Source organism: Curvibacter sp. EU05-FHT14A10, from assembly GCF_058791075.1.
Genome location: NZ_JBYTDE010000006.1, coordinates 1 through 23047 on the forward strand (window position 1 = coordinate 1; position 23047 = coordinate 23047).

The 23047-nt window shown below is 59.3% G+C and carries 18 protein-coding genes; 9 read left to right on the forward strand and 9 right to left on the reverse strand.

The genetic code is table 11. From position 1 onward, the window contains the following. Positions 1-243: 243 nt before the first annotated feature. The 4 genes from AC3WUT_RS12775 to AC3WUT_RS12790 all read right to left on the reverse strand — a co-directional run bounded on the left by AC3WUT_RS12775 (position 244) and on the right by AC3WUT_RS12790 (position 5420). On the reverse strand, positions 244-789 hold the full coding sequence (locus AC3WUT_RS12775; RefSeq protein WP_492347451.1) for an anti-sigma factor domain-containing protein: 546 nt from the start codon (positions 787-789) through the stop codon (positions 244-246). A gap of 215 nt (positions 790-1004) precedes the next feature. After that, positions 1005-4070, reverse strand: a complete 3066-nt coding sequence (locus AC3WUT_RS12780; RefSeq protein ID WP_492347452.1) for a bifunctional diguanylate cyclase/phosphodiesterase — start codon at positions 4068-4070, stop codon at positions 1005-1007. 59 nt (positions 4071-4129) lie between these two features. Beyond that, positions 4130-4888: an ABC transporter substrate-binding protein gene (locus AC3WUT_RS12785; protein ID WP_492347453.1), complete on the reverse strand. Its 759-nt coding sequence runs from the start codon at positions 4886-4888 to the stop codon at positions 4130-4132. 241 nt (positions 4889-5129) lie between these two features. Continuing rightward, entirely contained in the window at positions 5130-5420 is a 291-nt protein-coding gene (locus tag AC3WUT_RS12790; protein WP_492347454.1) for a DUF1330 domain-containing protein, read from the reverse strand. Positions 5421-6322: 902 nt separating this feature from the next. On the opposite strand from AC3WUT_RS12790, the gene AC3WUT_RS12795 reads away from it, so the two are divergent. Continuing rightward, positions 6323-7156, forward strand: a complete 834-nt coding sequence (locus AC3WUT_RS12795; protein ID WP_492347804.1) for a tyrosine-type recombinase/integrase — start codon at positions 6323-6325, stop codon at positions 7154-7156. A 101-nt stretch (positions 7157-7257) separates the two neighbouring features. Here the strand turns inward: AC3WUT_RS12795 and AC3WUT_RS12800 are convergent, their stop codons facing one another. From AC3WUT_RS12800 to AC3WUT_RS12820, 5 genes are all read right to left on the reverse strand, one after another. Beyond that, positions 7258-8700 (reverse strand): replication initiation protein, encoded by a 1443-nt coding sequence (locus AC3WUT_RS12800; protein WP_492347455.1) that lies wholly within the window; start codon positions 8698-8700, stop codon positions 7258-7260. Between the two features lie 1607 nt (positions 8701-10307). Further along, positions 10308-11345, reverse strand: a complete 1038-nt coding sequence (locus tag AC3WUT_RS12805; protein ID WP_492347456.1) for a ParB/RepB/Spo0J family partition protein — start codon at positions 11343-11345, stop codon at positions 10308-10310. 3 nt (positions 11346-11348) lie between these two features. Continuing rightward, positions 11349-12035, reverse strand: a complete 687-nt coding sequence (locus tag AC3WUT_RS12810; protein ID WP_492347457.1) for an AAA family ATPase — start codon at positions 12033-12035, stop codon at positions 11349-11351. A gap of 1487 nt (positions 12036-13522) precedes the next feature. Further along, complete coding sequence (locus tag AC3WUT_RS12815; RefSeq protein ID WP_492347458.1) at positions 13523-13870, reverse strand: hypothetical protein; 348 nt, start codon at positions 13868-13870, stop codon at positions 13523-13525. A 577-nt stretch (positions 13871-14447) separates the two neighbouring features. Beyond that, a complete protein-coding gene (locus AC3WUT_RS12820) occupies positions 14448-15476 on the reverse strand; it encodes an AraC family transcriptional regulator (RefSeq protein WP_492347459.1) in 1029 nt (342 codons plus the stop codon). A 280-nt stretch (positions 15477-15756) separates the two neighbouring features. On the opposite strand from AC3WUT_RS12820, the gene AC3WUT_RS12825 reads away from it, so the two are divergent. The 8 genes from AC3WUT_RS12825 (at position 15757) to AC3WUT_RS12860 (ending at position 23045) form a co-directional block, all read left to right on the forward strand. After that, complete coding sequence (locus AC3WUT_RS12825) at positions 15757-16200, forward strand: carboxymuconolactone decarboxylase family protein (protein WP_492347460.1); 444 nt, start codon at positions 15757-15759, stop codon at positions 16198-16200. A 51-nt stretch (positions 16201-16251) separates the two neighbouring features. Beyond that, complete coding sequence (locus AC3WUT_RS12830) at positions 16252-17307, forward strand: beta-keto acid cleavage family enzyme (RefSeq protein WP_492347461.1); 1056 nt, start codon at positions 16252-16254, stop codon at positions 17305-17307. A 48-nt stretch (positions 17308-17355) separates the two neighbouring features. Then, positions 17356-18633, forward strand: coding sequence for an MFS transporter (locus AC3WUT_RS12835; RefSeq protein WP_492347462.1), 1278 nt, complete (start codon positions 17356-17358; stop codon positions 18631-18633). A gap of 13 nt (positions 18634-18646) precedes the next feature. Next, complete coding sequence (locus AC3WUT_RS12840; RefSeq protein ID WP_492347463.1) at positions 18647-19516, forward strand: SDR family NAD(P)-dependent oxidoreductase; 870 nt, start codon at positions 18647-18649, stop codon at positions 19514-19516. Between the two features lie 118 nt (positions 19517-19634). Continuing rightward, positions 19635-20834: a porin gene (locus AC3WUT_RS12845; protein WP_492347464.1), complete on the forward strand. Its 1200-nt coding sequence runs from the start codon at positions 19635-19637 to the stop codon at positions 20832-20834. Between the two features lie 155 nt (positions 20835-20989). Then, the gene (locus AC3WUT_RS12850) at positions 20990-22030 is read left to right on the forward strand and encodes a YeiH family protein (RefSeq protein WP_492347465.1); all 1041 of its coding nucleotides are present in this window, start codon (positions 20990-20992) and stop codon (positions 22028-22030) included. Then, positions 22023-22355 carry a Rieske (2Fe-2S) protein gene (locus tag AC3WUT_RS12855; RefSeq protein ID WP_492347466.1) on the forward strand — a complete coding sequence of 111 codons (333 nt, stop codon included), beginning with the start codon at positions 22023-22025 and terminating at the stop codon, positions 22353-22355. The genes AC3WUT_RS12850 and AC3WUT_RS12855 overlap by 8 nt, the downstream gene beginning before the upstream one ends. Positions 22356-22439: 84 nt before the next feature. Next, complete coding sequence (locus AC3WUT_RS12860; protein ID WP_492347467.1) at positions 22440-23045, forward strand: LysE family translocator; 606 nt, start codon at positions 22440-22442, stop codon at positions 23043-23045. Positions 23046-23047 lie beyond the last annotated feature (2 nt).

A 23047-nucleotide genomic window follows, 5' to 3' on the forward strand; every position in this document is an offset into this window, starting at 1 on the left:
TCCACTCAACCAAGCACCCAGAGCCATCAGACCCCAGCCACCTCGCTAAGCACTGTTCTGTGCAGTCGAGCCCGCTATTATACACAGAAAATGTCAGCCGAATGACGATCGGCCAAATTTCGAATGCTTTGGCTTTTCGCCCCAACAGCGACGAGACCCGCATGACAAGCATGCCACCCCTTTTGTGATCTGTCGACGTGTTGCCGGTGGGCCCGACCAAACGTGAGAAACGAAGCCGTCGCTTCAGATCGCTTTTTGGACCAACCAGCCTTTGAAAAGATAAGGAAGCCGCGGCCCCTGGCGGTCATTGACGCCTCCTTTTTCTTCGACACTGATAGCAAGCTCAGTGACACCAGTCAGGTCGGTAGCCTTTGCAGGTAACTGCAGGGTCTTATAGCGACTCAGCACCAGGCCCAAGGAACGCGGCGGCTTGTTCCCAGCCTCCAATGCCCACACCTGCATGCTGTCTTCCGGGCCCTCGGTGACATTGTTGAGACGCTGTAGCTGCAACATGCCCGCCCCGGGATCAAAAGTCACCAGCAGAGCCGCTTGCTGCTTATCGTCCAATAACACGGAGATGTAGCGAACTTGGGGAACCAGTTGCAGCTTGGCTTGAAGGTGTCCGATCTGGGCCTTCAATTGTTCGTACATGCTTGCACTCGCTGCCCACCCCACCAATAGCACAACCATCATGGAGATAGCGACGAAGCGCCACCATGGGCTGACCCTACGCTGGATGATCTCAGGTTGATTGGGAACTTGCGGGTCAGAAGAAGACATATTAGGCATGGGTGACGCGTTCAAAAAATGTGGAGATCAGTATCCAGTCACGGGAAGTATGCATCGTTGTCCACGATGGGCCTTGGCCCGCAATACCCTTGGATGCGCCAGCAACCTCCTGGTCAGATCGCCTGAAGGACTGTACTTGCTGGCTATTGCAGAAACTCATGACGGCAGGCGCTCCCCTGTCTGCTTTTGGGTAAAGAAGGTGGAAACGACAGCGCTCATGCGTGAGCTGCCGCAGGGTCCATAGCCTGGACGATCGGCTCTGAATCGCCCCATCGAGGATCAGGCAGCCACGACGCTAACCAGTGAGGCACCTGCGCGGCACACATCGGAGGGGCAATAGCCATGCCCTGGCCCCAATCGCAGCCCAGTTGAAGCAAGACTTGACCATGTGCAACGGTTTCCACGCCTTCAGCGATCACTTTGCGGCGGAATGCCTTGGCCAGCCCCAGCACCCCCTCCAAGATGGCCAAGTCTTCTGGATCCTCCAACATGTTGCGCACGAAGCTCTGATCAATCTTCAGCAAGTGAGCCGGTAACCTGCGCAGGTAGGTCAGTGATGCATAGCCCGTCCCGAAATCGTCCAACGCAAATCCAATTCCGATGTCGCGACACTCACGCATCAAACGTGACACTGTCGGGATGTCGTCTAGCGCGCTGGTCTCGAGAATCTCCAATTCAAGTTCACCAGCCTTGAGCTTGGGGTGTCGTGTCAACGCGGCCTTCAGCTGTTCCATGAATTGCGGATGCTGCAGATGCGCTGCATCGACGTTGACACTGATCGGAATGGATAACCCCTGCGCCCTCCACCGCCCCAATTGATCCAACGCGGCGTCGAGTACCCACTCGCCGACCTGGACGAGGAGGGGCTCTCCCTGAAGGGCCGGCATGAATGCAGCAGGCAAAAGCAAGCCCTGCTGAGGATGGTGCCAACGTATCAGCGCCTCCACGCCGACCAATTGGCCTGTCCGCATGTTGACTTTGGGTTGGTAATACAGCTCGAATGCATGGTCTCGCAACCCTTCACCGATGGCGGCCAAGGCCTTGTGCTGGCCTTGCAATTGGCTGTCCTGCCGAGCGTCAAACATTTGGTAGCGGTTGCGTCCCATCAGCTTCGCCAAATACATGGCTTGATCTGCCTGCCGGAGTAGTTGATCGGCGTCCACATCATCGTCCTGTGGATAGAAAGTCACTCCCATGCTGGCGGAAACTTCCAGATCAAGACCATCAATTCGCATCGGTTGTGATGCACGCAGTCGCATGCGCTCAAGAATGGGGAGGACCTCCTCGGCATCGGTCAGTTCCCCCAACACAGCGACAAACTCATCACCCCCCAAGCGAGCCAAGGTGTCTCCGTCTCGCAGGGCCTGCTGCAATTGCGCAGCCAAGACAAGCAGGAGTTTGTCGCCTTTGTCATGACCAAAGCCGTCGTTGACGGCCTTGAATCCATCGAGATCCAGAAATACGAACGCCAACTTTTTGCCATTGCGCTGAGTCTTTCGCATGGCCTCATTGAGGCGCAGGGACAGCAGAACGCGGTTCGGCAACCCCGTCAGTGCGTCGTAATGCGCGATGCGTTCGAGTTGCATCTCATGCTGCTTTTGAACCGAGATGTCCGAAAACAGGGCGACATATCTGAGCGGCAGACCATCAGGCCCCATCACTGCATTGATTGTCAGCATCTCTGCAAAGACCTCACCAGACTTGCGCCGATTCCAGATTTCCCCGGTCCAACGGCCATCGTGGCGCAAGGACTCCCACATGGCCGCATAGAAGGCTTGTGTTTGCCGACCCGAATTGAGCATTCGAGCGTTGTGCCCAAGAACCTCTTCACGCTTATACCCGGTGATGCGTTCGAACGCCTCATTGACTTCCACCAAATCGGCATCGGCGGTCGTGATCATGATGGCTTCATTGGCATGGGTGAACACGCTGGCAGCCAGTTGCAGGCGCTCTTCAGCCTCTTTGCGTTCACTGACGTCAGCAATCAAGCCGGCGTAGTGGCTGACTTGCCCACTCTCGTCTCGCACGGCGTTGATTCGCAACAAGGCGGTGTATGTGTGTCCCGCCTTATGGCGATTGATGATCTCCCCTTGCCAACGTCCGACCTTCAGAATTTCTCGCCACATTTGCGCGAAAAACTGAAGATCATGTTGCCCCGAGGCCATAAAACGAGGATTCCGCCCAAAGGCCTCAACCGCACTGAATCCAGTCACCCGCTCAAACGCAGCATTGGCCGACAAGATCCGAGCCTCTGCATCTGTCACGATGATGGCATCGGTGCTGCTGTCAAAGACGCTGGCGGCCAGTCGCCGCTGTTCGGCCAGTTCTGCCTTTTTGTGATCCAACCGACGTTGCCACCACACCAGGGCAATGCCAACGCACAAGAACGACAGCAGGGTAGGAACGACGACGCTCAATAGCTGGCGGGTTTGCACAACCCAAGCTGTCAGCACCGCGTCCTGATGCATTTGCACTGCCAGCACCATGGGGTAACGACTCGACGCCCGGTAGGCACTCAATACAGTCTGGCCATCGGGTAGCACTTGGCGCAACGTACCGCTTTCAGTCGCATTCAACAGATCCGGCACCCGTCCGGCCATCCCAGCCTTGCCAGGCTCTTCGACACTGCTGGACGACATCAGCAGTACATCGTCATACCTCAACCATTGCACATGGCCGAGTGAATTGGGCAACAAGCGTGCAGCGTGGTTGATGAAGTAATCAGGATTCAGACTGGCCAGCAGCCAAAGGCGGCGTGAATCCCCGGGCAATCGCCTCACCATCGGAACGAACCATGGCTGGTCTGGCTCCAGGCTACTGCCCGCTTGATGCTGACGAGCAGAATATAAGTCCCGTCCTGACACAGGCAGACCAATGCGGATGACATCCGCATCAGGTTGCGCCATGGGGAAATAGACCTTCAAGTCCACCACCATGCCAAGATTCGCCGGATCGGAGCTGGCAACCACACGGCCATGCTCATCCACCAACGACAGTGAGCGCAGCGATGGCGATGGGCGCAATATGTCAAGCAACCGAGGCGTTGCCTTCTCCGCATTCGCAGGAACGCTCAATCCCAGGGCACTGAAGTCGACGATTTGCAGAGTCTGCGTCAAATGCTCCTCAAAATTCCTGGCGTGAATCTCGGCCGTGAGCAGAGCATTGTCGAGTGCGTCTTGCCTGGACTTCCACAAGACAAAGCCCAATGCGGCCAACCAGCCAGCGAACAACGCAAGCAACAGTGCCCCAAGAAGGGGGCTTTTGTGGGCAGCCGTCGACATGGGGCGCGCTGCCACAGAGGGCCGAAGCGATTCAATCATTCGCACAAACAAACAGCCACTTACTTGGCTACGATGGGTTCAAGACCATAGCGGCGAGCATTGAGCAGCAATCGGCCGTCCCGTTTCATGTCTGCCAAGATCTGATCGACACGCATTTGCAGGCGCACATCACCGGGAGCCATCGCCCACGCGTATGGGGTAATGTGATACGTCTCGGGAGAGGTGACCAGACGGGCCCAATCATTGAAATCGAGCATGCGGCGACTGAACGGATAGTCGGTCATGAAGACATCCGCACGCCCGGATTGCACTTCCTGCTCCCGGGCGGCAGGTGTGTCCACGATGCGCAGCTCTGCGGCCACCAACTTGTCCTTCATCACCGATTCATGCAACGTGCCTTTGGCCACCACCACAACCGAGCCAGGCCGATCGATGTCCTCCCAACGCTGGACGCGGCGATTGCTTTTGGTGGTAATGGCGTAGATATCACTTGCCAAGTGAGGCTGGGTGAAGCGCAACTTGTCTTTGCGCTGTGGCGTGATTCCAATCGCGAACATGGCGATATCGCAGCGATCCGACACCAAATCATCGACCAGCGTCGCAAAAGAACTGTCGACGAAATACACAGTCGCACCCAAATCCCGCGCGACATCGCGGGCGTTGTCGATATCGATCCCCGCCAACTGCTGTGTCTTGGGGTTGCGGTATGAGATTCCGTAGTAATCGGGCCAAATACACACGCGCAGCACGTGCTGGGTCTCGACGCGGGTCAACCGATCTGGCCCGGCGGCCCACGACGACGAGACAGAGAGAAGCAAGCTAGCGCTCAGGGCATACCTGAGCGGCGTTCGGAAATTCATAAGGTGCGACCTGGGCAAAAAATTGATGCCAGATCCCCTTGGAGTGAACGCTTTGAATTCTGCGCAGCAAGCCTTGTGGCATCTCACCCATCCAGCAGGGTCGAAGAATAGCGAAGGCCACCCGCCTGGAGGTTGACTCGAATCAATCTGCCGGCAGACAGACAGCGCACTTCAGAGTGCTTGGGCAGGCCTCATGTCCTCAAATGCCCTCTAGCACAAACGCTGTTCGCTTGGCAGACGCTTTGCTGATCGGCAGGATCGCTTGGTACTCCGCAGAGTCGTAAAAGCGATTGGCTGAAGCCACGTCCGGAAATCGCACCACGACGACCCGGGTCGGAGCCCAAAGATCCGTCTCTTTCACCACCATGGCACCTCCACGTGCCAAGTATTCTCCTCCAAACGATTCGGCAAGCGGTTTGGCTTTGACTTTGTAGTCTTCATAGCGCGCAGGGTCGTGAAGGTGTGTGTCAACAATCAGATAGGCCGGCATGAAAAGTCCTTTGCGCAATGTGAAATACCTTCAATGCGCCCCGGTGCTGTCGTTAGGCTGGGAGATACATTGCTGGCGGAGTTACTTGTGAAACAACATTTTTGATCATTTCAGGATGTCTATGGCGTTGAGACCGGCATTCGTCTTCAGTCGACATCCGTTTTCACCACAGAAAGCGCTGTGTCATCCTGTTGGTACGCACCGGTGATATAAAAATCGAGCCTCAGAATGAAATTTGGGTCATCCCGTATCGCTTGGCTTTCACTTTTTTTCAAATGATCCCAGATTCCCAGCCCCCGCACGCGCACAGCGAAACATCCACCCATTCGCCCTCTTCCGCCCACTCTCGGCATGCCACAGCGGGGGACATTTTTTTCATCCTTTTGTTGATCGCTGTCGTTCTTGCCATCGTTGGCATGCTTTGTTTTGGCCTGTACACCAAGCTGACGCGTTGATCAATGGATGCGACGTCCAGGCCCACCGTTGCCCTGTCAAGCGGTACAGGACCATCAAGTACTTGGCTGTGACGATCTTTCACGCGTGAATATTTTTTGAGGTGGCCCAAAGAATGGGATCTCCCGCAGGAGCCACCCTTCTGGAGAAATGGCGTGCCCCAACCGCGGGCAGGCGCTTGCCACCGCCCTGATCAGCCATGATGCTGCAATACTGGGCACCGTCGGGGTTGAATGACGGTGCCTCTTGAATCAACATCAGTCTCTGTGCGCCCGATGCAAACACACCCTACGAATCCACGACCCGCGGGTGACGATTTTTTTGACCTCTGGTTGGCTTTTCGCCAGAGAGATCCCTACGACCCCGTGTGTGCCACCGCGACACGCCGCCTATATACCAGCATCTGGACATTGTGGCTGAGGCATTTAAGTCATCGTGCCGTGCACTGGATGGACGCCAGTCCACTTGATGTGGCTCAATTTTTGAAGCAGCTCAAAGCACGGCGAGCCCAAACCGATGATGGCAGGGTCAGACTTGTGAGCGAGGTCTCGCAAAAGCGTTACTGGCAGTTGCTCCACTGGGTTTATGACCATGCATCGAAGCTAGGGCTTTGCCAACATGTGCCTACCGGCGAAATGCACGAGTCTGATCGCCCCCGCAAACTCAATGATGATCCCACGATCCTTGACCCCGCTCTGTGGCGCGCATTGCCTCTGGCCTTTCCGCAGACTGGGCACTGTGACATTTACGGAATACGTGATCTGGTCATTTTGCGACTGCTTTATGAACACGGGTTGACCAGTGAAGAGGTGCGCGACATGCGGATGACTGATCTGGTGTGGAGTGATTCACAAGAGCCAGAGCTTCGTGGGAGCGTCACCTCAAGGGTGACAGGCGCCCACATTCGAGGGTCACGTAGTTGCCAAGAGCGAACAATTGAATTTTCAAGACCTCTCTGCAATGCAATGGATCATTGGCTGACTGCCAAGGCATTGCAGGCCAAATACGACGCGCGGGAATGGGTGTTTTTGTCTGATCGTGCCAACCAGATCTCTGTGCGAATTCTGTTTCATTTGGTCAGCCGAACCATCGTCAGCGCCGCTCAACAGGCGGATCTGCCGTTGCCATTGCGCTGTGGCCCGCAGGTTATCCGCAACACCGTGATCCGAGAAAAACTAGACCAGAAATGGCCCGTCGACAAGATCGCTACCTTCGCTGGTCTTAAGAACCGTGAGAGTGTCTGGCGGCATGCCAAATGGAACCCGGGTCAAGGATTTTCCTGAAGCTGCGGACCACATGGGGTCCGGGCCCCGTCATTGATGTATCTTTTCGATGTCGGCAAAGACTGGTTTAACAAGCACACATCAGCTGAAGCAGCGCTGGATCAGACTTTGGTTCCTGAAGCGGTTTGAAGAAAGTCAGCCACGGCTTTGTCATCTGGTTCACCCCAAAGGCGAACGGCCAGCCAGTCATAAAAATGAACTTGGACAATCTTGGCCTCCAACCCTTTTCTCTTGGCGGTTGAGGCAAGGGTCTTGTTCCCAAACGACTCCATCTGGCTCAAATACTCGTGCCAGATGTTGTCACTTTCCCGACGAGTCATTTCCAGGAACAGGTTTTGTGCTTCTGTGCGGCGATGTGACACCAAATCCAACCGCGCTCGCTTTGCATCCCTTTCCGTCTGTGCCTGATTGAATTGGGCAGGCGCTTGGGTTGCTGCGGATTGTTCTTCGAACACCATCCCGTCTGCGTAGTTGTTCTTGATGGCGGCTTTGAGATACGCCGTGGGGTTGCGCAAGGCGGCTGATTCTGACACCGCGGCGCTTCTTTGCTTCACATAGGCCACATTCGCCATCACACGTTCGGCGCCGTAGGTGGTGACGATTGAAATGGCTTCGGTGGCCTTCAACCCCAGGACTCGCAATTCAGCCTCCGCCACCTTGATCGCCTCTTTTGCGGCATCACCCAGCAACAAGGGGAGAACTTCAACGGTCTTGGGTTCAATCCTGAACTGAATTTCGACGACGACACGACCTTCCTTGTGTTCGATCAACTCCAAGTTCAGGTGAGTCAACCGGTTCACTTCTTCAATGGCCGGCAGCAAGGTGTCTCGCTTGAAGTATTTGTATTCAAACGCCGCTCCATGGCCTTGGGGCTTGACCCTCAAGTACATGTCCCATTCCTCTGGCGGTTTGCGGAAGGTCAGTTTGGACGGGTTGGTTTCGTACGCGACCGCAATTCGGTACAAGTTCAAGGCCGACTGATTCTTCAGTTCGCGGGCCATGATGAGGTTCAGTTCGGAAAACTGCTCAAGTTCACGCACGCCCCGACTGATGTCGGGGGGAAGACTGACCTCGACGATGTTTTGGGAAGGGCTTCGAATGATCTTGGCTTGCGAGAGCAAGCTACTGACGGTCCATTGAGTACCGCCGGAATTCACTTCGTTCCACTCGACCTGCACGGCATTGAGAGATCGGAGGGTCGATTTCAAGCGTTCGTAGTTGCTCTTGTCCCCGAGAAAGTCCATCAGGACCGGCATGGGAATCTTGTAGGTGTCTGCTTTGGGCTGCTGCTGGATTTCTCTGACGATCTTCAGCCAGGTCAGCATCATCTGGCGGGTGATGGCCCCATTCATGGGTTTGAGCGCAATGCTTGGCATTGGCTGTTGGACCACCTGCGCGACAGCGGTTGCCCCTTTGCGGGCCGCCTGCTGGGCGGGACTGTCTTGGGGCCCCTCCTCCATGAACCCTTCCGGGTGCTCGTGGAAGTCCTGTTCATCGAACAGACTTTCGGAAGGGGTTTCAGTTCGCTTGCGTCGCGTGGCCATGGTGAAAGTTTACCACTTGATTTTTTTCACCTGACGCAAGTCACGAAACACCCTCGGTAGAGTGTTTAGAAGATAACACTTGAATACTTAGAAAAGACATAGAGAAGGCGGAGATCGTTATCTGGCGCGGCTTCCAGGGCATCGAGGTGAGTTTTTTGTTGGGATGCAGTGAGACTTTTGTTGTGGCAAGGTGAGTGGATTGTTGTGCGTTGCGCACTTTAGGTGAGTCGCTTGTTGTACTTAGGTGAGTGAGTTGTTGGGATAAATGCACCTTAGGTGAGTGTTTTGTTGGGGCTGTATTTTTTTCAGATTCATTGCGGCCTCCCGGTGGCAATGTGCCCTGGCTCATGGCGTGACGCAAGGTTTTTGGCCTTTTTGACCGCTTTGATCTTGAACCGAGCAGTCAATTGGTCGAGATCAAGTCGCCTGCACCTCCTTAGGTGAGCTTTATGTTGGGGGTGTCCTGTCGTGGTGTTCATTGAGAGGTGAGAGGTTTGTTGGGTGCTGAGCTGCCCCTGGCACTTGGGTGAGAGTTTTGTTGGGGGATCAGTCTGGTGATGTGTGTCAAATTTTGGTGAGAGGAATGTTGGGGGTCTGACATGGTCGGTGATCAGGTTTCAGGTGAGCTATTTGTTGGGTTCGGCCTTCTTTGCCGTCCAAATTCAAATGGTGAGACTTTTGTTGGGGGGCGTTAAGGGCTTCTCTTTTCGTTGACCCATGGGCACCCAACAAAAGTCTCACCTTTTCGACTTAAAACCCTTCGGATACCCCAACAAAAGGCTCACCTTGCCCTGTTCCTGATGTCGAAATCCACGCAAAGGACCCAACAAAAGTCTCACCTTTCGAAGGCTCACGGATGGCCTCGATACGCTGTCATCCCAACAAAACGCTCACCTTGGTGGAAGATTTCCGATCTAGGTGTTTCAGCCTAAATCTGATGCAGCGTCTTCTCTCCAGGCCCAACATTTTTCTCACCCAAGACCATCAGGTGAGAGAAATGTTGGGGGTATTTTTGAAAAAAGTAAGTGCTGGCTTTCACAGAATGACCTGAATTTCCTCATATCTCTTGAATTCAGATGCAAAGGTGAGAGTTTTTTTGGGGTCCAAAAAACAAGCAATGCCCTCCCCCAACAAAATGCTCACCTAGAGGGTCTTGCCATCAACGCCGGCGTGTTGTGGGTACGAAATGGTGCCGCGTTGAACCTTCACGTTCTGTCCGGTACGAGGCGCTGTAGAACTCCATTTGCCTTGTGACGAGGCAAGGTGAGCTATTTGTTGGGGTCGCCTTGTTCAAACTGGTCAATTCCTTCCATTTGAACGCGCGTTGATACCCGTCTGTGGCCGGTCAGAAGCTGAAAAATCTCGAAAGGTGAGCTTTTTGTTGGGGGGAAGCGTTCGAGCCGTTGACGCCCCCCCGCTGCAACCTCACCTTTCCCGAAGGGGCAGGAATTCGGGTGGCTTCAAGCCAAGGTGAGGGTTTTGTTGGGGGATGTGGAGCCCCCACTCTGATGGGGAGGCTGCTGCTTCATTCGATTGAAGCAGCAGCGGCGCCGATGGCGCCACGTGACCGTGAGCCCCATGTCCCGGTCAGCCGGTCAGTTTGGCACTCAGCTCAGGATTTCAGCCGCGGGTCCGGAATTGTTCGGTGTTTCGGCCAGGTCGAACCTGCTGCGCAGTTCTGCGACCAATGCTTCCCGGTCAGTCGTATCGGCCAGGACAATTTCAAACGACACCTTGCCCGAGTCCCATTCTTTGAGGTGGCCAATCAGCTGTCCGTTGCGTTGAATCTTGTACTGACGAGAAATCTCCTTGCGCTTGCGCTCCCGTGGAGACTGCACTTTTGCCCTTGCCTCCTGAATTTCCTTGCGGCCGGCTTCCCCGTCCTTGACCAACTTGGCCATGGCCAACGCACTGGGGGTGTCAACGGCCTGCTCATAGAGCACCAACTCATACAGTGCGCTCATGGCGAATGCCTTGGGGTCTTCTTTGAGGACCTCGAGCACTGGGGGCGAAAGGCGCAGTATCGCCAAGGTTTTGTTCACGTTGGGCTGTGATTGGCCTGTGGCCTCAGCAATCTCGGTTTCACTGGCAAACACACCCTGATCCAGCAAGGATCGCCATGACAGCGCGTTGTCCAGCGCAGTCTGCGTTTCCCGTTCGGCATTTTCACGATAGCTGTGTGAATACAACTCACGATCGTTCAAGGCGTCATAGACCATCAGGTCCATGGTTTTTGCGCCAATCAACTTCAGAGCCCGCAGCCGATAGTGACCTGCAGCCAACACGTAACGACCGCCTTGCTTGGCAGCCAGCCCCGGAATCTCCTGACCATGGGCACTGATGCTTGCTGCCAGCTCACTGACTCTTTCAGGTCGGTAGATATGGCGTGCGTTGAAAGGGTTGACGTCGATCAGTTCAATGGCCACCTTTTCGAAGCGAGCCCCTGAAGAATTGGTTGGCTGCACCTCTGGGATGGCCTGCGCTTGCGAATTCAGCCCGATCGGGCTGTACGACGATCTTGGGGTTTCGTCCGCAGGGTGCGTGTGCACCAGGTCCTGGGCATGGCGAAGTCGGTCCCCGATGGTTGGCGCACTCTTGGCGGCCAGGGCTGCACGGGCAGCCATATCACCTTTTTTAATATTCATTTTTTATTTAGCCTTAGATACTTTCATTTCCAACAACCCCGTCACCTCGTCAACCAAGGCGTCGACTTCCGATGCCGCCACAGACTTGCCAAAAGAGCGAACAACACAACCATAAAGCTGAGATTCGGGGAACACATTGCGCATTGCCAACGTGGATTTCAGGATAGGGATCTGCGCGCCAGACTTGAGCGTTTCCAGGCAACTGTCAAAAATATTGCCTCGGCGAACCATGCTGAGCAGGTACACCGCTTTCAGGTTATCGCCCCCACGGGAGGCGCGGGCTTGGCGCGCCTCCAGTACCAGCTCTTCTGCTTGCTTGGATGCCCAAACGTTGTCCATGACGGGGACCACTGGAATGATGGCCAGATCCGATGCCACCAAGGCCGCCCATGGCACCCGCGATCCCAGTGCTGGCGGGCAGTCGATGATGATGACGTCGTACTTTTCTGCGATGGCCGAGAGCTTTTCAAGAAAGGCTTCCTTCAACGGTGCCATGGACAACACCTCTGCCGGGAAAGGGGTTTCTGCAGCCGCTTGATGAAACCACAGCGCGGCGGTGTTCTGGGGATCCATGTCCACCACAAAAACCCGCAGCCCCCGCAAGCCCAAAGTGCCTGCCAACTGCATGGTTGTCATGGTTTTTGCGCATCCACCCTTTTGGTTGAACACGGTAACGATTTTGGCTGTCATGAGCACCCCTTATGCCTCTGTGCGTCTATTCACGCGTGAATGAAATGGCCTCGTCTATTTTATCTAAATAAATTGTATGAAAATTAAAGAATCACATTAATTTGACGGGTTGGATTGATTTTGGTCGGTTGAGGTTGAGGTTGAGGTTGAGGTTGAGGGTATTCACGCGTGAATGAGCTGTTGATGGCCTTCGGGCTTCGTGCGGGGTCGGGTGTTTGCGTGTAGAGAGCCTCATTGCAGCGCCAACGCTTGATTGCCCAGCAGCCCAGCAGCCCAGCAGCCCAGCAGCCCAGCAGCCCAGCAGCCCAGCAGCCCAACAGCCCAACAGCCCAACAGCCCAACAGCCCAACAGCCCAACAGCCCAACAGCCCAACAGCCCAACAGCCTATGCTCCTATTCACGCGTGAATGTCTGGGCTGCGCGTTGCTGTGCTTCTCGGTGGCGCTCCGATGTCGATGGGTGATGGGGCTGTGTTGATCTCTTCTTGCGGCGAGGGAGTGCGTCGCCGATGCGTTGAGTCAGGCCGAGTAGGGTCAGTTCGACTGCTCGTTGTCAGGCCCGGATGGGTGCGAATTGTTGGCGGGTCCGTGGTTGGCACCGTGCAGTCAGTCAGTCGTCCGCCCGCCCGCCCGCCCGCCCGACCGACTGCTCAGAGCGTCGCGCCCCTTGGCCTATGCCTGGCAGAGTTTGCTGCTTGAGTTCGGGGCGGGCTTGTTGAAATGGTGGCGGGGCCGCCTGGGTGGTGTTGAAGGTCGTGGCTTACAGGCGCCAATTGTCGGACTGCATTCAAGCCGGTGGTCGTCAGGTTTGAATGCGGGCGCAAATTGAGCGTATCTGCCGCTATCACGCGGTTGGGGCAAAGGTATAAACCACTATCCCTGTGAACTTGATGGTCTGGCAAGGGCTTGCTCTTTCTTCGGGTGGTGGATGTCCTAGGTGAAATGAATGCGCCTTTGTGAAGGGCGCAGTTGTTGAGGTGGCGCGCGGCTGAAAATCTTTGATGCTGGAGCGGGCAGGGCCCCATTCATGCTCGACCAAGATGCATTGCTAAGTGTGTTCGTCTGCATGATGTGACGCGTGTGCTGATGGTCAAAATCACCGTCGCAAGTTCAATGCATCCGCTTGGTGTTGGTCGGGGCGGCCCCTCGCAACGTCGGTGTCGTGGCAACCCGCAACCCGCCGATGCCGTTTGTTGGATGCGAAAGGCTCGGCTTGCCCCCCCCCCAAAAAAAAGAAGCGCTTGTCGTGCCCAATTTCTATTGGGTTCTTTTGCTCGTTTTGGGTGTTGCGGGATGTATTTTTTTAGAAGGAGTTCTGGTCGTGGGTGGGGCGATGTGGCAGCCTGCGGGGAACCGATCCACGAAGTCCATCGTCGATGGCGCCAGGGGCAAAACGCAATGCACGGAATCGATTTTGCTGATCAATGACTGAAATCACAGATATTTCATTGATTTCATCATTGTCTTGAGTGTCCCCAAAGGGGTAGATCAGCGTGGCCTTGAGGGCGGGTTGGTTTCATCCAGCTTCATCTCCAGGCTGGCAACCCTGTCCGACAAGCGACTGATGCCTGCCGCAATTCGACTGAGCTCCAAGATCGAATCGCCGCCCCTGCCGTCCGTACTCCCTCCCCGGTTTGATTTGAGCTCGGCGATCAACTGCAACTGCATGGCGTTGGATTCGTCGTATTTGCGCATCAGCGCCATTCGAGCCACCCGAAAGTCGGACGCATCGCGTTGGATCTCTCGCAAGCTGCCCATGGCCTGCTGCACTTGCTCTCCAAGCCGCTGGATATGAGCCTGCATGGCTTGAAAATCGGCCAGAGGCAGCGCCACCATGGGGGCTGCAACCTGTGCCGAAGCGTGGGCTGCAAGGGCCTGGTTTCCAGAAGGTGAGTGGCCCTCGCCCGGCTTGGCCGCATCTTGCCCGGCCATCGGGGCGCCGGCATCTCGTCTCGGGCTCCAGCGGGCCAGAATCAGTCGCCGCGCTGTGGCCAAGTCAAACCTGACACGCTGGCTGTGGCCGCTCTTGGCAGGCTCATGATGCCTGGCGGCGTCCAACAATCCGGTGGCGGCCCAGCGTTTGAGTGTGGCGATCGAAGGCCCCAGGTTGTCCAACTCCTGGTTCAGACATTCTTGCAGCGCAGGCAGTGAAAGTAGTCTTTTTTGGCTCATATTGGTATCAATTTGGAATCATGATACCGAAATGCCGATGCCGAATAAAGATCGCGTGAAACATTTCCCTGTGAAGCTGATCCATGACATCTGAATAATGCTTCAACTCATTGTTTTTATTGAATTTATACAGAGCCATGCCCCGGCCCGTGAAACATCGAAGGCAAATGGGCAACTCGGTCGATTCGGCATGACGATGTACCGGGGTGGGGTATCCGCTGCGTCACCTGCGCGCGAGCCCTCAGGTGCCTGGCTTTGCCGTGCGATGGGCGGCATCACCGACCTGCGACCGCTGCTCGGCGGCACAGATGCCGAAAGTCTGCTTGTACCAACGCGAGAACGCGCTTGAATGAGCAAAGCCCAGCAGTTGGGCAATGTCGGTCAATGAGCGCCGTCGCTCAGCCACATAACGCTGCGCCAGTTCCATCCGGGCCGACTGGACCAGCGCACTGAAGGTTTGCCCCTCGTCGACCAGCTGCCGGCTCAGGGTGCTGCGCGAGATGCCCATGAGGGCGGCGACATGTTCCGCCGTGCAGCGGCCGCGTGGCATCAGCGTCAGGGTCATCTGTCTGACCTCGTCGCTGACCGTGCGTTGCACCAGACTGTCCACACCCAGCTTGTGCCGGATGTAATCGGCCATCACCGGATCAGCCGAGGGCACGGCGGTGTCCAGATCCTGGCTGGTACACACAATGCCATTGAACTCGCAGTTGAACTCCGGCGTCTGGCCCAACACGCTGCGATGAATCGAAAGATCTGCGGGGGCCTCGTGGGTGAAGCAGATGCGCCGTGCCTTCCAGTCTGCCCCCAGGAACAGACGCAGCATTCGGATCACCACACCGATGACCAACTCGGTGGCCTGCCGAAACGACGCCTGTCCCGCCCCCATCAGATCTTCATGAATGATCGCGATCCCAGCCGCCTCTTCGATGCGGTGCAACAGTGACTCGTTGTGCGTGTGCCGATAGCGTTCCACGATCTGCATCGCCGCACGCACGGTGGGCGCTTCTCGGTAAAGCAAGCCGACCGCACCCAGATTCGAGATCCGCCGCTCTTTGGCCATCAGCAGTCCGAAGCACTCCTGGCTGGCGACACGGGCCGAATCCTCCAGCAGGCGGTTCACTGCATCAATGGGGATGCGCAGATCGGGGTTCTCCAGGCAAGCTTGGGGCAGCCCTGCGAGCGCCAGCCGGCGCCAGGGGTCCAACCCACAAGACTGGGCGACCTCCACATAGTTGGTCAGACAAGCCGCGCGAACCTGCAAAGACATAAGGGTTGATTGCTTGGGCAGAGGAGGGCAGGGGATGCCGACAGATGGTAGTCCAGCTCGCGAGGGCGGCCTGGCCACCCGGGCGCGTCGGGCGCACTGGTCAGGCTCGAGTCTGGAAGTGCAGCAGCCTCGGTTGCGGCAGGCATGGGGGGCCCTGGGGTTTCCCCTTGCTGAGACGGATAGATAAATTAATGAAGCGAAATGGTAAGCGCCAACGGGGTGCCAGACCAAGAATCGGCGCCATCAGCAAGCCCAGTTCTTCGTTCAATCCGGAGCCCCCATGCAGGACACACCCACTCAGACACCTACTCAGGCGCCCACCCAGGCACCCACTCAGACAGCCGCCACGCCGGTCTGTGACCACCTGAAAAAAGCCGGCCAGTGGAATCCACTTTGGGACGACTTTCAGGCCCTTGACCCCGCCTGGACCGAAAAATTCATGGCGATGGGCGTCACCCCCATGAGTGCCGGCGTGCTGGATCCCAAGACCTGGGAGTTCATCGCCATCGCGGTCGATGCCTCATGCACCCACCTCTATGGCCCGGGTGTGCGCCGCCACATCCGCAAGGCGTTGGAACTGGGGGCCACAGTGCAAGAGATCACCGCAGTGCTGCAGGCCGTCAGCGTGCTCGGCATTCACACCATGAGCCTGGCAGCCCCCATCCTCATCGAGGAAAGCGGTCGCCTCCAGGCATCGGCCACCGCGCTGTCCCGTCACCCGTGACTTGTTTAGCGACATCCCCACTTTTCGACACCCCTTTCAAGGAGACACCCCATGCAATTCTTCGACGATTCCCTGCTGCCCGAAACCCAGCAAGCGCTGGTGATCCAGGTCGCCCCCTATGGGCCTGAGTTCCTGCCCGGTGACTCGGACGACATTCCCGTGACGATGGACGAGCAGGTCCAGAAGGCCGTCGATTGCTACAACGCCGGGGCCACGGTGCTGCACGTGCATGTGCGCGAGGCCGATGGCAAGGGCAGCAAACGCATGTCGATGTTCAACGAGATGTTGGCCCGGCTGCGCCAGGCCGTACCCGACATGGTGCTGCAGGTGGGCGGTTCGATCTCCTTCGCGCCCGAGGGCGAAGGCGCTGATGCCCGCTGGCTCAACGACGACACCCGCCACATGCTGGCCGAGCTCGATCCCAAGCCCGACCAGGTCACCATCGCCATCAACACCAACCAGATGAACGTTTGCGAGTTGATGTCAGGCGATGACGTGGCCGGTACCTCACTGGCCCTGCCGGCCTACCACGCCGCCTACCGCGAGATGTGGATCCCCTCGGGCCCCGGCTTCGTCGAAGAGCACCTGCGCCGCCTGCAGGCCGCCGGCATCCAGCCGCACTTCATGCTCGGCGACGTGGGCCAACTCGAGACGGTGGAGCGCTTGATCCGGCGCGGTGTCTATACCGGGCCCCTGATCCTCAACCACGTCATGATCGGGGGCGGCGCTGATGGCCCCAGTCCCTACAACCTGATGGAGTTCATCCGCCGCACCCCGCCCGGCGCCGTGCTCACGGTCGAGGGCATCATGCGCACGGTGCTGCCCCTCAACACCATGGCGATTGCGATGGGCCTGCACGTCCGCGTAGGCATCGAGGACAACCTCTGGGGCCGCAAAGGCGAGCGCATGAGCTCTGTGCAGCAGGTCGAACAAATGGTGCGCATCGCCCGTGAACTGCACCGCGACGTGGCCACCGGTGCCCAGGCGCGCCAGATCTACAAGATCGGCGAGTGCTACGCCAATGCTGACGAATCCCTGCACCGCATCGGCTTCGCACCCAACCGGCGGGCCGGCGAGCGGGGTGCCCCCATGCTGCAGGCCGCCTGAGCCTGCCCTGCCCCACACCCACCACTAAAAAAGACATTGGAGACAAGCATGGCGTGGAAGAGCAATCCCAAGGCGGTCACGGCCTGCCTGCTGGTGATCCATGTGCTTGCGCACATCGATCGCAACATGTTGCTGGGCTTCTCACCCCAGATCACCCGCGACCTGGCGCTGAGCAATGCGCAATATGGCTTTCTGGCCGGCGCGGTGTGGGTGCTCAGCTTTGGCGTCATGGCCCTGGTCATGGGCTCGCTGGCCGATCGCTACAGCCGCACCCGGGTGATGGCCTGCGGCATTCTGATCTGGAGTGTGTGCACGGCGGCTTCGGGCGCCGCCAACAGCTTTGGTGGCCTGGTGGCGGCGCGCTTTTTTGTCGCCAGCGGCGAGGCGGCGCTGGTGCCGGCCGCTGTGTCCCTCATCGCCGAGCTGTTCTCTGAAAAGCGGCGCGGCACCGCCATGGGGGTGTTTTTCGCGGGCATCCCGCTGGGCATCGGCTTCAGCTTCGTGCTTGCGGGCACCCTGGGCGCAAGCCATGGCTGGCGTGAGACCTTTTATGGCCTGGGCCTGGTGGGCGTGCTGATCGCCTTGCCGGTGGCCTTCTTGAAAGACCCGCGCAATGCGCCCGGTGTCGGGCAAGGGCCACACGACCGCGGTGCCCCCATGCCGCAGCAACTGGCGGCGCTTTGGGGGGTGCTGCGCGGCAGCCCGGCACTGACGCTCACCATGGCTGGCTTTGTGCTGGTGCACTTCGTGATCGCCGGCCTGTCGTTTGTGCAACTGTGGCTGGTGCGTGAGCGCGGTGTCGATGCCGCCGGCATGGCTCGCCAGCTCGGCCTGTTGCAGATCGCCTTTGGAACGCTGGGCGCTCTGGGCGGCGGCCTTTTGAGTGACCGTTTGTCGCGCCATGTACCCGGGGGCCGCGCAGGCTTCATGGCGCTGCTGGTGCTGGTGTGCGGGCCCTTGATGGTGGCTCACCGTTTTGCCGAGCCGGGCTCGGCCCTGTTCTACCTCGGCATGTGTGCCGGCATCTTTTTGCCCATGGCGCTCTACGGGCCTGCGGTCTCGCTCATCCAGGGGCTGACACCGCATCACATGCGCTCCACCGTCACCGGCATGTCGATGCTGCTGATCAACGTCTTTGCCATTGCCATCGGCAACGCCCTGATCGGTGCGGTGAGTGACCACCTGGAGGCGGCAGGCCAGGCCCAGCCCTTGACCCACATCCTGCTGGTCTGCGATGCCCTGGTGATTCTGGCAGCAGCGGTGTTCGCCCTCGCGGCCCGCCGCGACACCCGCCCCGCCCCCATGGTCGGCGTGGCCGTGCACTGACAGGAGAGCCGGCATGGAACTCAACAACAAGCCGCAGCCATCGCAGGCCGGCCAAGCGCAGCGACTGGCCGGCCGGGTGGCCCTGGTGACCGGTGCCGGCCCGGGGTTGGGCGGCGTGATCGCGCAGGCCTTTGCCCGCGAGGGCGCGAAATTGCTCGTGTGTGACATTGACGAGGCTGCACTCCAGGCCACCCAAGCCGCCCTACAGGCGCTGGGCGCTGAGTGCCTGCCGATACTGTGCGATGTTTCCAGCAGTGCCTCGGTGGATGCGATGTTCGACCTGGCCCTGGCCCGATGGGGGGCGGTCGACATCCTGGTCAACAACGCCGCCCGTGTGCCCAGCTCGGCCCTCGAAACCCAACGCCGCAATCAACACTACGCCTACGCCACCACCCCGGTGCCTCGGCAATCCCTGGGCATCGTGGCGTCCTTGTCCGACGAGGATTGGCTCAAGTGGTGGGGCGTGAACATGCACGGCGTGTTCTATTGCACCCGGGCGGCCCTGCGCAGCATGCAGCCCCGGCAATCGGGCCGCATCATCAACATCGCCTCGGTGGCGGGCCTGGGTGCTGGCAGCATGCACAGCCCGGGCTACTCGGCCACCAAGGCCGGCGTGATCAGCCTGACCCGCACCACCGCGTACGACGTGGCCGGCGCCAACATCCTGGTCAATGCCATCGCCTGTGGCGGTGTGCACACCCCACCGTTCGAGGCCTACCTGGCCGGTGCCACCGAAACCCAGCGCAACAGCCTGTTCCAGATGATCCCTGCGGGGCGTTTGGGCCGGCCCGAAGAGTACGCCGCACTGGCCTTGTTCCTGGCCGCCGAAGAGCACTACCTCGTGGGGCAAGTCATCAGCCCAAACGGTGGGTATGTGATCTGAGCTGATCCCCTTCCCCAAGCGGCCGAGCAGGGCCGCACTGCCCACCCGTCAGACCCCCGGCCTGCCGGCAAGGCCCCTGCTCGGCCTTGAATTCCAACCCACCCTCAAGAGAAGACAAATGACGATCAAACCCCAAACCATTTTCTGGGCCGCTGGGCTCGTGCTGAGCACGCAAGCCCTGGCCCAATCAACGCTGAGTCTCTACGGCACGCTGGATCTGGGCCTGATGAACATCTCGAACACCAGCAGCGGCACCGGCTACCTGCCCAAGGCCGTCAGCCCCGGCGGCGGTAGCCTGCAACTCAAGGACGGCGGCATCGGCAACAGCAGCTGGGGCCTCAAGGGTGAGGAAGATCTGGGCGATGGCCTCAAGGCCCTGTTCCAGTTGCAGGGCAACCTCAAGGCCAACTCGGGCGACAGCGGCGGGCCCAACAGCAGCGGTGGCACCTCGGTGTTCAACCAGATGGCAACTGTGGGGCTCGGCGGCGCCTTCGGTGAGATCCGCTTCGGCCGCCAAGTTTCGCCCCTTTACTACGCCCTGGCCAGCAGCGATGCCCGCGGTGCACGCTACTTCGGCAGTGCCCTGACAGCGCTGGTGGGCCTCAACAGTGCCAGTGGCCTGTACATCGGCAACAACTCCAACCCCGCGTTTGGCACCATCTACAACGACAACGCAGTGGTCTACAACGCCCCGACCTGGCAAAACCTGTCGCTTAGCGCCGCCTACGCCTTTGGCAATACCCCGGGCAGCCCGCAGGCCAACTCACAACAGACCTTGGCCGCCCAGTACAGCGCGAATGGCTTGAAGCTGTCGGCCTTCTACTACAACGGCTACGGCAACAGCGCCCCGGCTGCTGCCGTCCTGATGGGCTCGGCGGCCAATGCGGCGGCCGCCGGCTTCACGGCCAACGCCAACACCGACCGCCTGATGTCGCTGGGCGGGATGTACACCCGAGGTGCTTACACCGTCAGCGCCTCCTGGATGGGCGCACGCAACCCGGCGCAACTGAACCACCTGGTCGGGGGCTCGGACAGTCTGGACCTCTGGAGCGTCGGCGCTGCCTGGCAAGTGGCCCCGCTGGCCAAGCTCAGCGCCGGCTACTACCGCATCAAGGACAACACCCACCCGGGCAACCTCTCCACCCAGCTTGCCCTGGGCCTGGACTACTTTCTTTCCAAGCGCACCACCCTGTATGTCGAGGCGGCCCAGGTCAGCAACCAGGGCGCCAACATGAACACCAGCCCGGTCTACGCCACACCGGTGGCGGCCAACCAAGGTGTGACCGCCTGGATGGCCGGCCTGCGCCACAGCTTCTGAGCCACGTTCGAAAGCGGCGCATTCATGTTCCAGCAAGGTCCCAGCATGCCTTTCACCCTGATCAGGCCCGGTTTGCCGCGCGGCGGCAGTCAGCCTCGGCTTCATCCACTCCCAGTGTCGTCCCGAAGAGACCGCCAGCCAGCCGGGGTGCCCGCATGAAGCGCTGGACGAGCCGAGCGCGCAGCCTGACACCCGGCGTGCTGATGGCCGCCCTGGTCGCGGTGGCCGCCATGTTCCTGTCCGACCACCACGGCACCCCGGTGATGCTGTTGGCGCTGCTGTTGGGCATGGCAGTGAACTTCCTGTCCCAGGAGGAGCGATGCCGACCCGGCATCGAGTTCACCGCCCGTCAAGTGTTGCGCTGGGGCGTGGCGCTGCTGGGTTTGAAAATCACGGCCGCGCAAGTCCAGTCACTGGGCTGGCAGCCACTGCTCATGGTGATCGTGGCCGTGGTCCTGACCCTGGCCTTCGGCATCGTCACGGCGCGCGTCATGGGTTTTCAGGCCCAGTTTGGCTTGCTCACCGGTGGCGCTGTGGGCATCTGTGGTGCCTCTGCGGCGCTGGCTTTGTCGGCGGTGTTGCCGCACCATCCGCAAAAGGAACGGGCCACCCTTTTCACGGTGATCGGTGTCAGCTCGCTGTCCACGCTGGCCATGGTGTTGTACCCCTTGGTGGTGCGGCTGCTGGGGCTCGATGCGTTGAATGCCGGCCTCTTTCTTGGTGGCACCATCCACGATGTGGCCCAGGTGGTGGGTGCGGGCTACAGCCTGGGGCCCGAGACCGGCGATGCGGCCACTGTGGTCAAGCTGTTGCGCGTGGCCATGCTGTTGCCGGTGCTGGCCCTGGCCGCCTGGATCACGCATCGGCAGCCTGCGCCGGCCACGCCCGAGGGCGCCGAGGCCCGGCCGGGCCAGCCGCGCCGCCCCTCTGTGCTGCCCGGGTTTGCGCTGGTCTTCGCGGCGCTGGTCCTGGTCAACAGCCTGGGTCTGCTGCCCCGGCCGCTGGTGAGCGTCGGCGCGCAGTGCTCGCAGTGGTGCCTGATCATGGCCATGGCGGCCATCGGCATGAAAACACAACCGAAAGACATCCTCACGGTTGGTTGGAAGCCGGTGGCCCTGATGCTGCTCGAAACCCTGTTCCTGGCCGCCTTGTTCTACTTCCTGATGCGGCTCGCCGGCCTGCACACCCATGGCTGAGTGGACGCTTGCTGTCTCGTGGGGCCGCCTGCAGGCTCAGGGCCGGGCCCGGGTCAGCCTGCCCGGCCTGGAATTGGCCTTGTTCCTCATCGACGGCGAGGTGCACGCCATCGAAGATGCTTGCCCCCACGCAGGTGCATCGCTGTGCCGCGGTCCCCTGAATGGCCTCAGGGTGCAATGCCCCGCACACGGGCTGAGGTTCGATCTGCGCACTGGCGCCATGCCTGGTGGGGGCCTGCAACTCAAGGTCTTTCCATCCCGCATCGTGGGTGACGAGGTGCAGGTCCGACTCGGGCCAGACATCCCGTCGCCCACGGTCTTGTGATGCGGCTGCAATTCCGTTCAATACGAGGGTCGGCCATGAACCCACACTCCGGCCTCTTGATGTTTCTGCATGGAGGACGGGTTGATGGGTTTGCTTTTGATGGCCATGGGAAGCTTTGTCTTGGTGGGGGCCATCACGCCAGGGCCGGTGAACGTTCTGGCTCTGCGCCATGGCGTCACTTCGGGGCGTGGAGTGGCGGGGGCCTATGTGCTGGGGGCCAGCGTGAGCTATGCAGCGGTGGTCTGGCTCATGGGGGTGGGCGGCGAGTTGGTGTTGGGCACGCCCTGGGTCATGCCATTGGCACGGTGGGGCGGTGCCACCTACCTGCTTTATCTTGCCTGGCGCATGGGCACCGCGCCCCCGATCGAGATGAACAGCCAGGACAGCACCACCCGACATTCCAGTCTGGCGTCATTGATGCAAGGCGCCCTGACCCAGGTGCTCAACCCCAAGGCCTGGATTGTTGCGCTTTCGGGTGTCAGCCTGTTTGTGCTTTCACAGCGCGACATCTCGCAGGCGCGTTGGCTTTTTGTGGCCGTCTCGCTGTTCGGCTGCTTTCTGGGCGTCGGCAGTTGGGCCCTGGTCGGCCGGGTCCTGGCGCGCTGGTTGACGCGTCCCGGTCGGCAGCGGGTCTTCAATGTGGCCATGGGCAGCGTGCTTGCGCTTTGCGTGATGGCCATGCTCGGATAAGC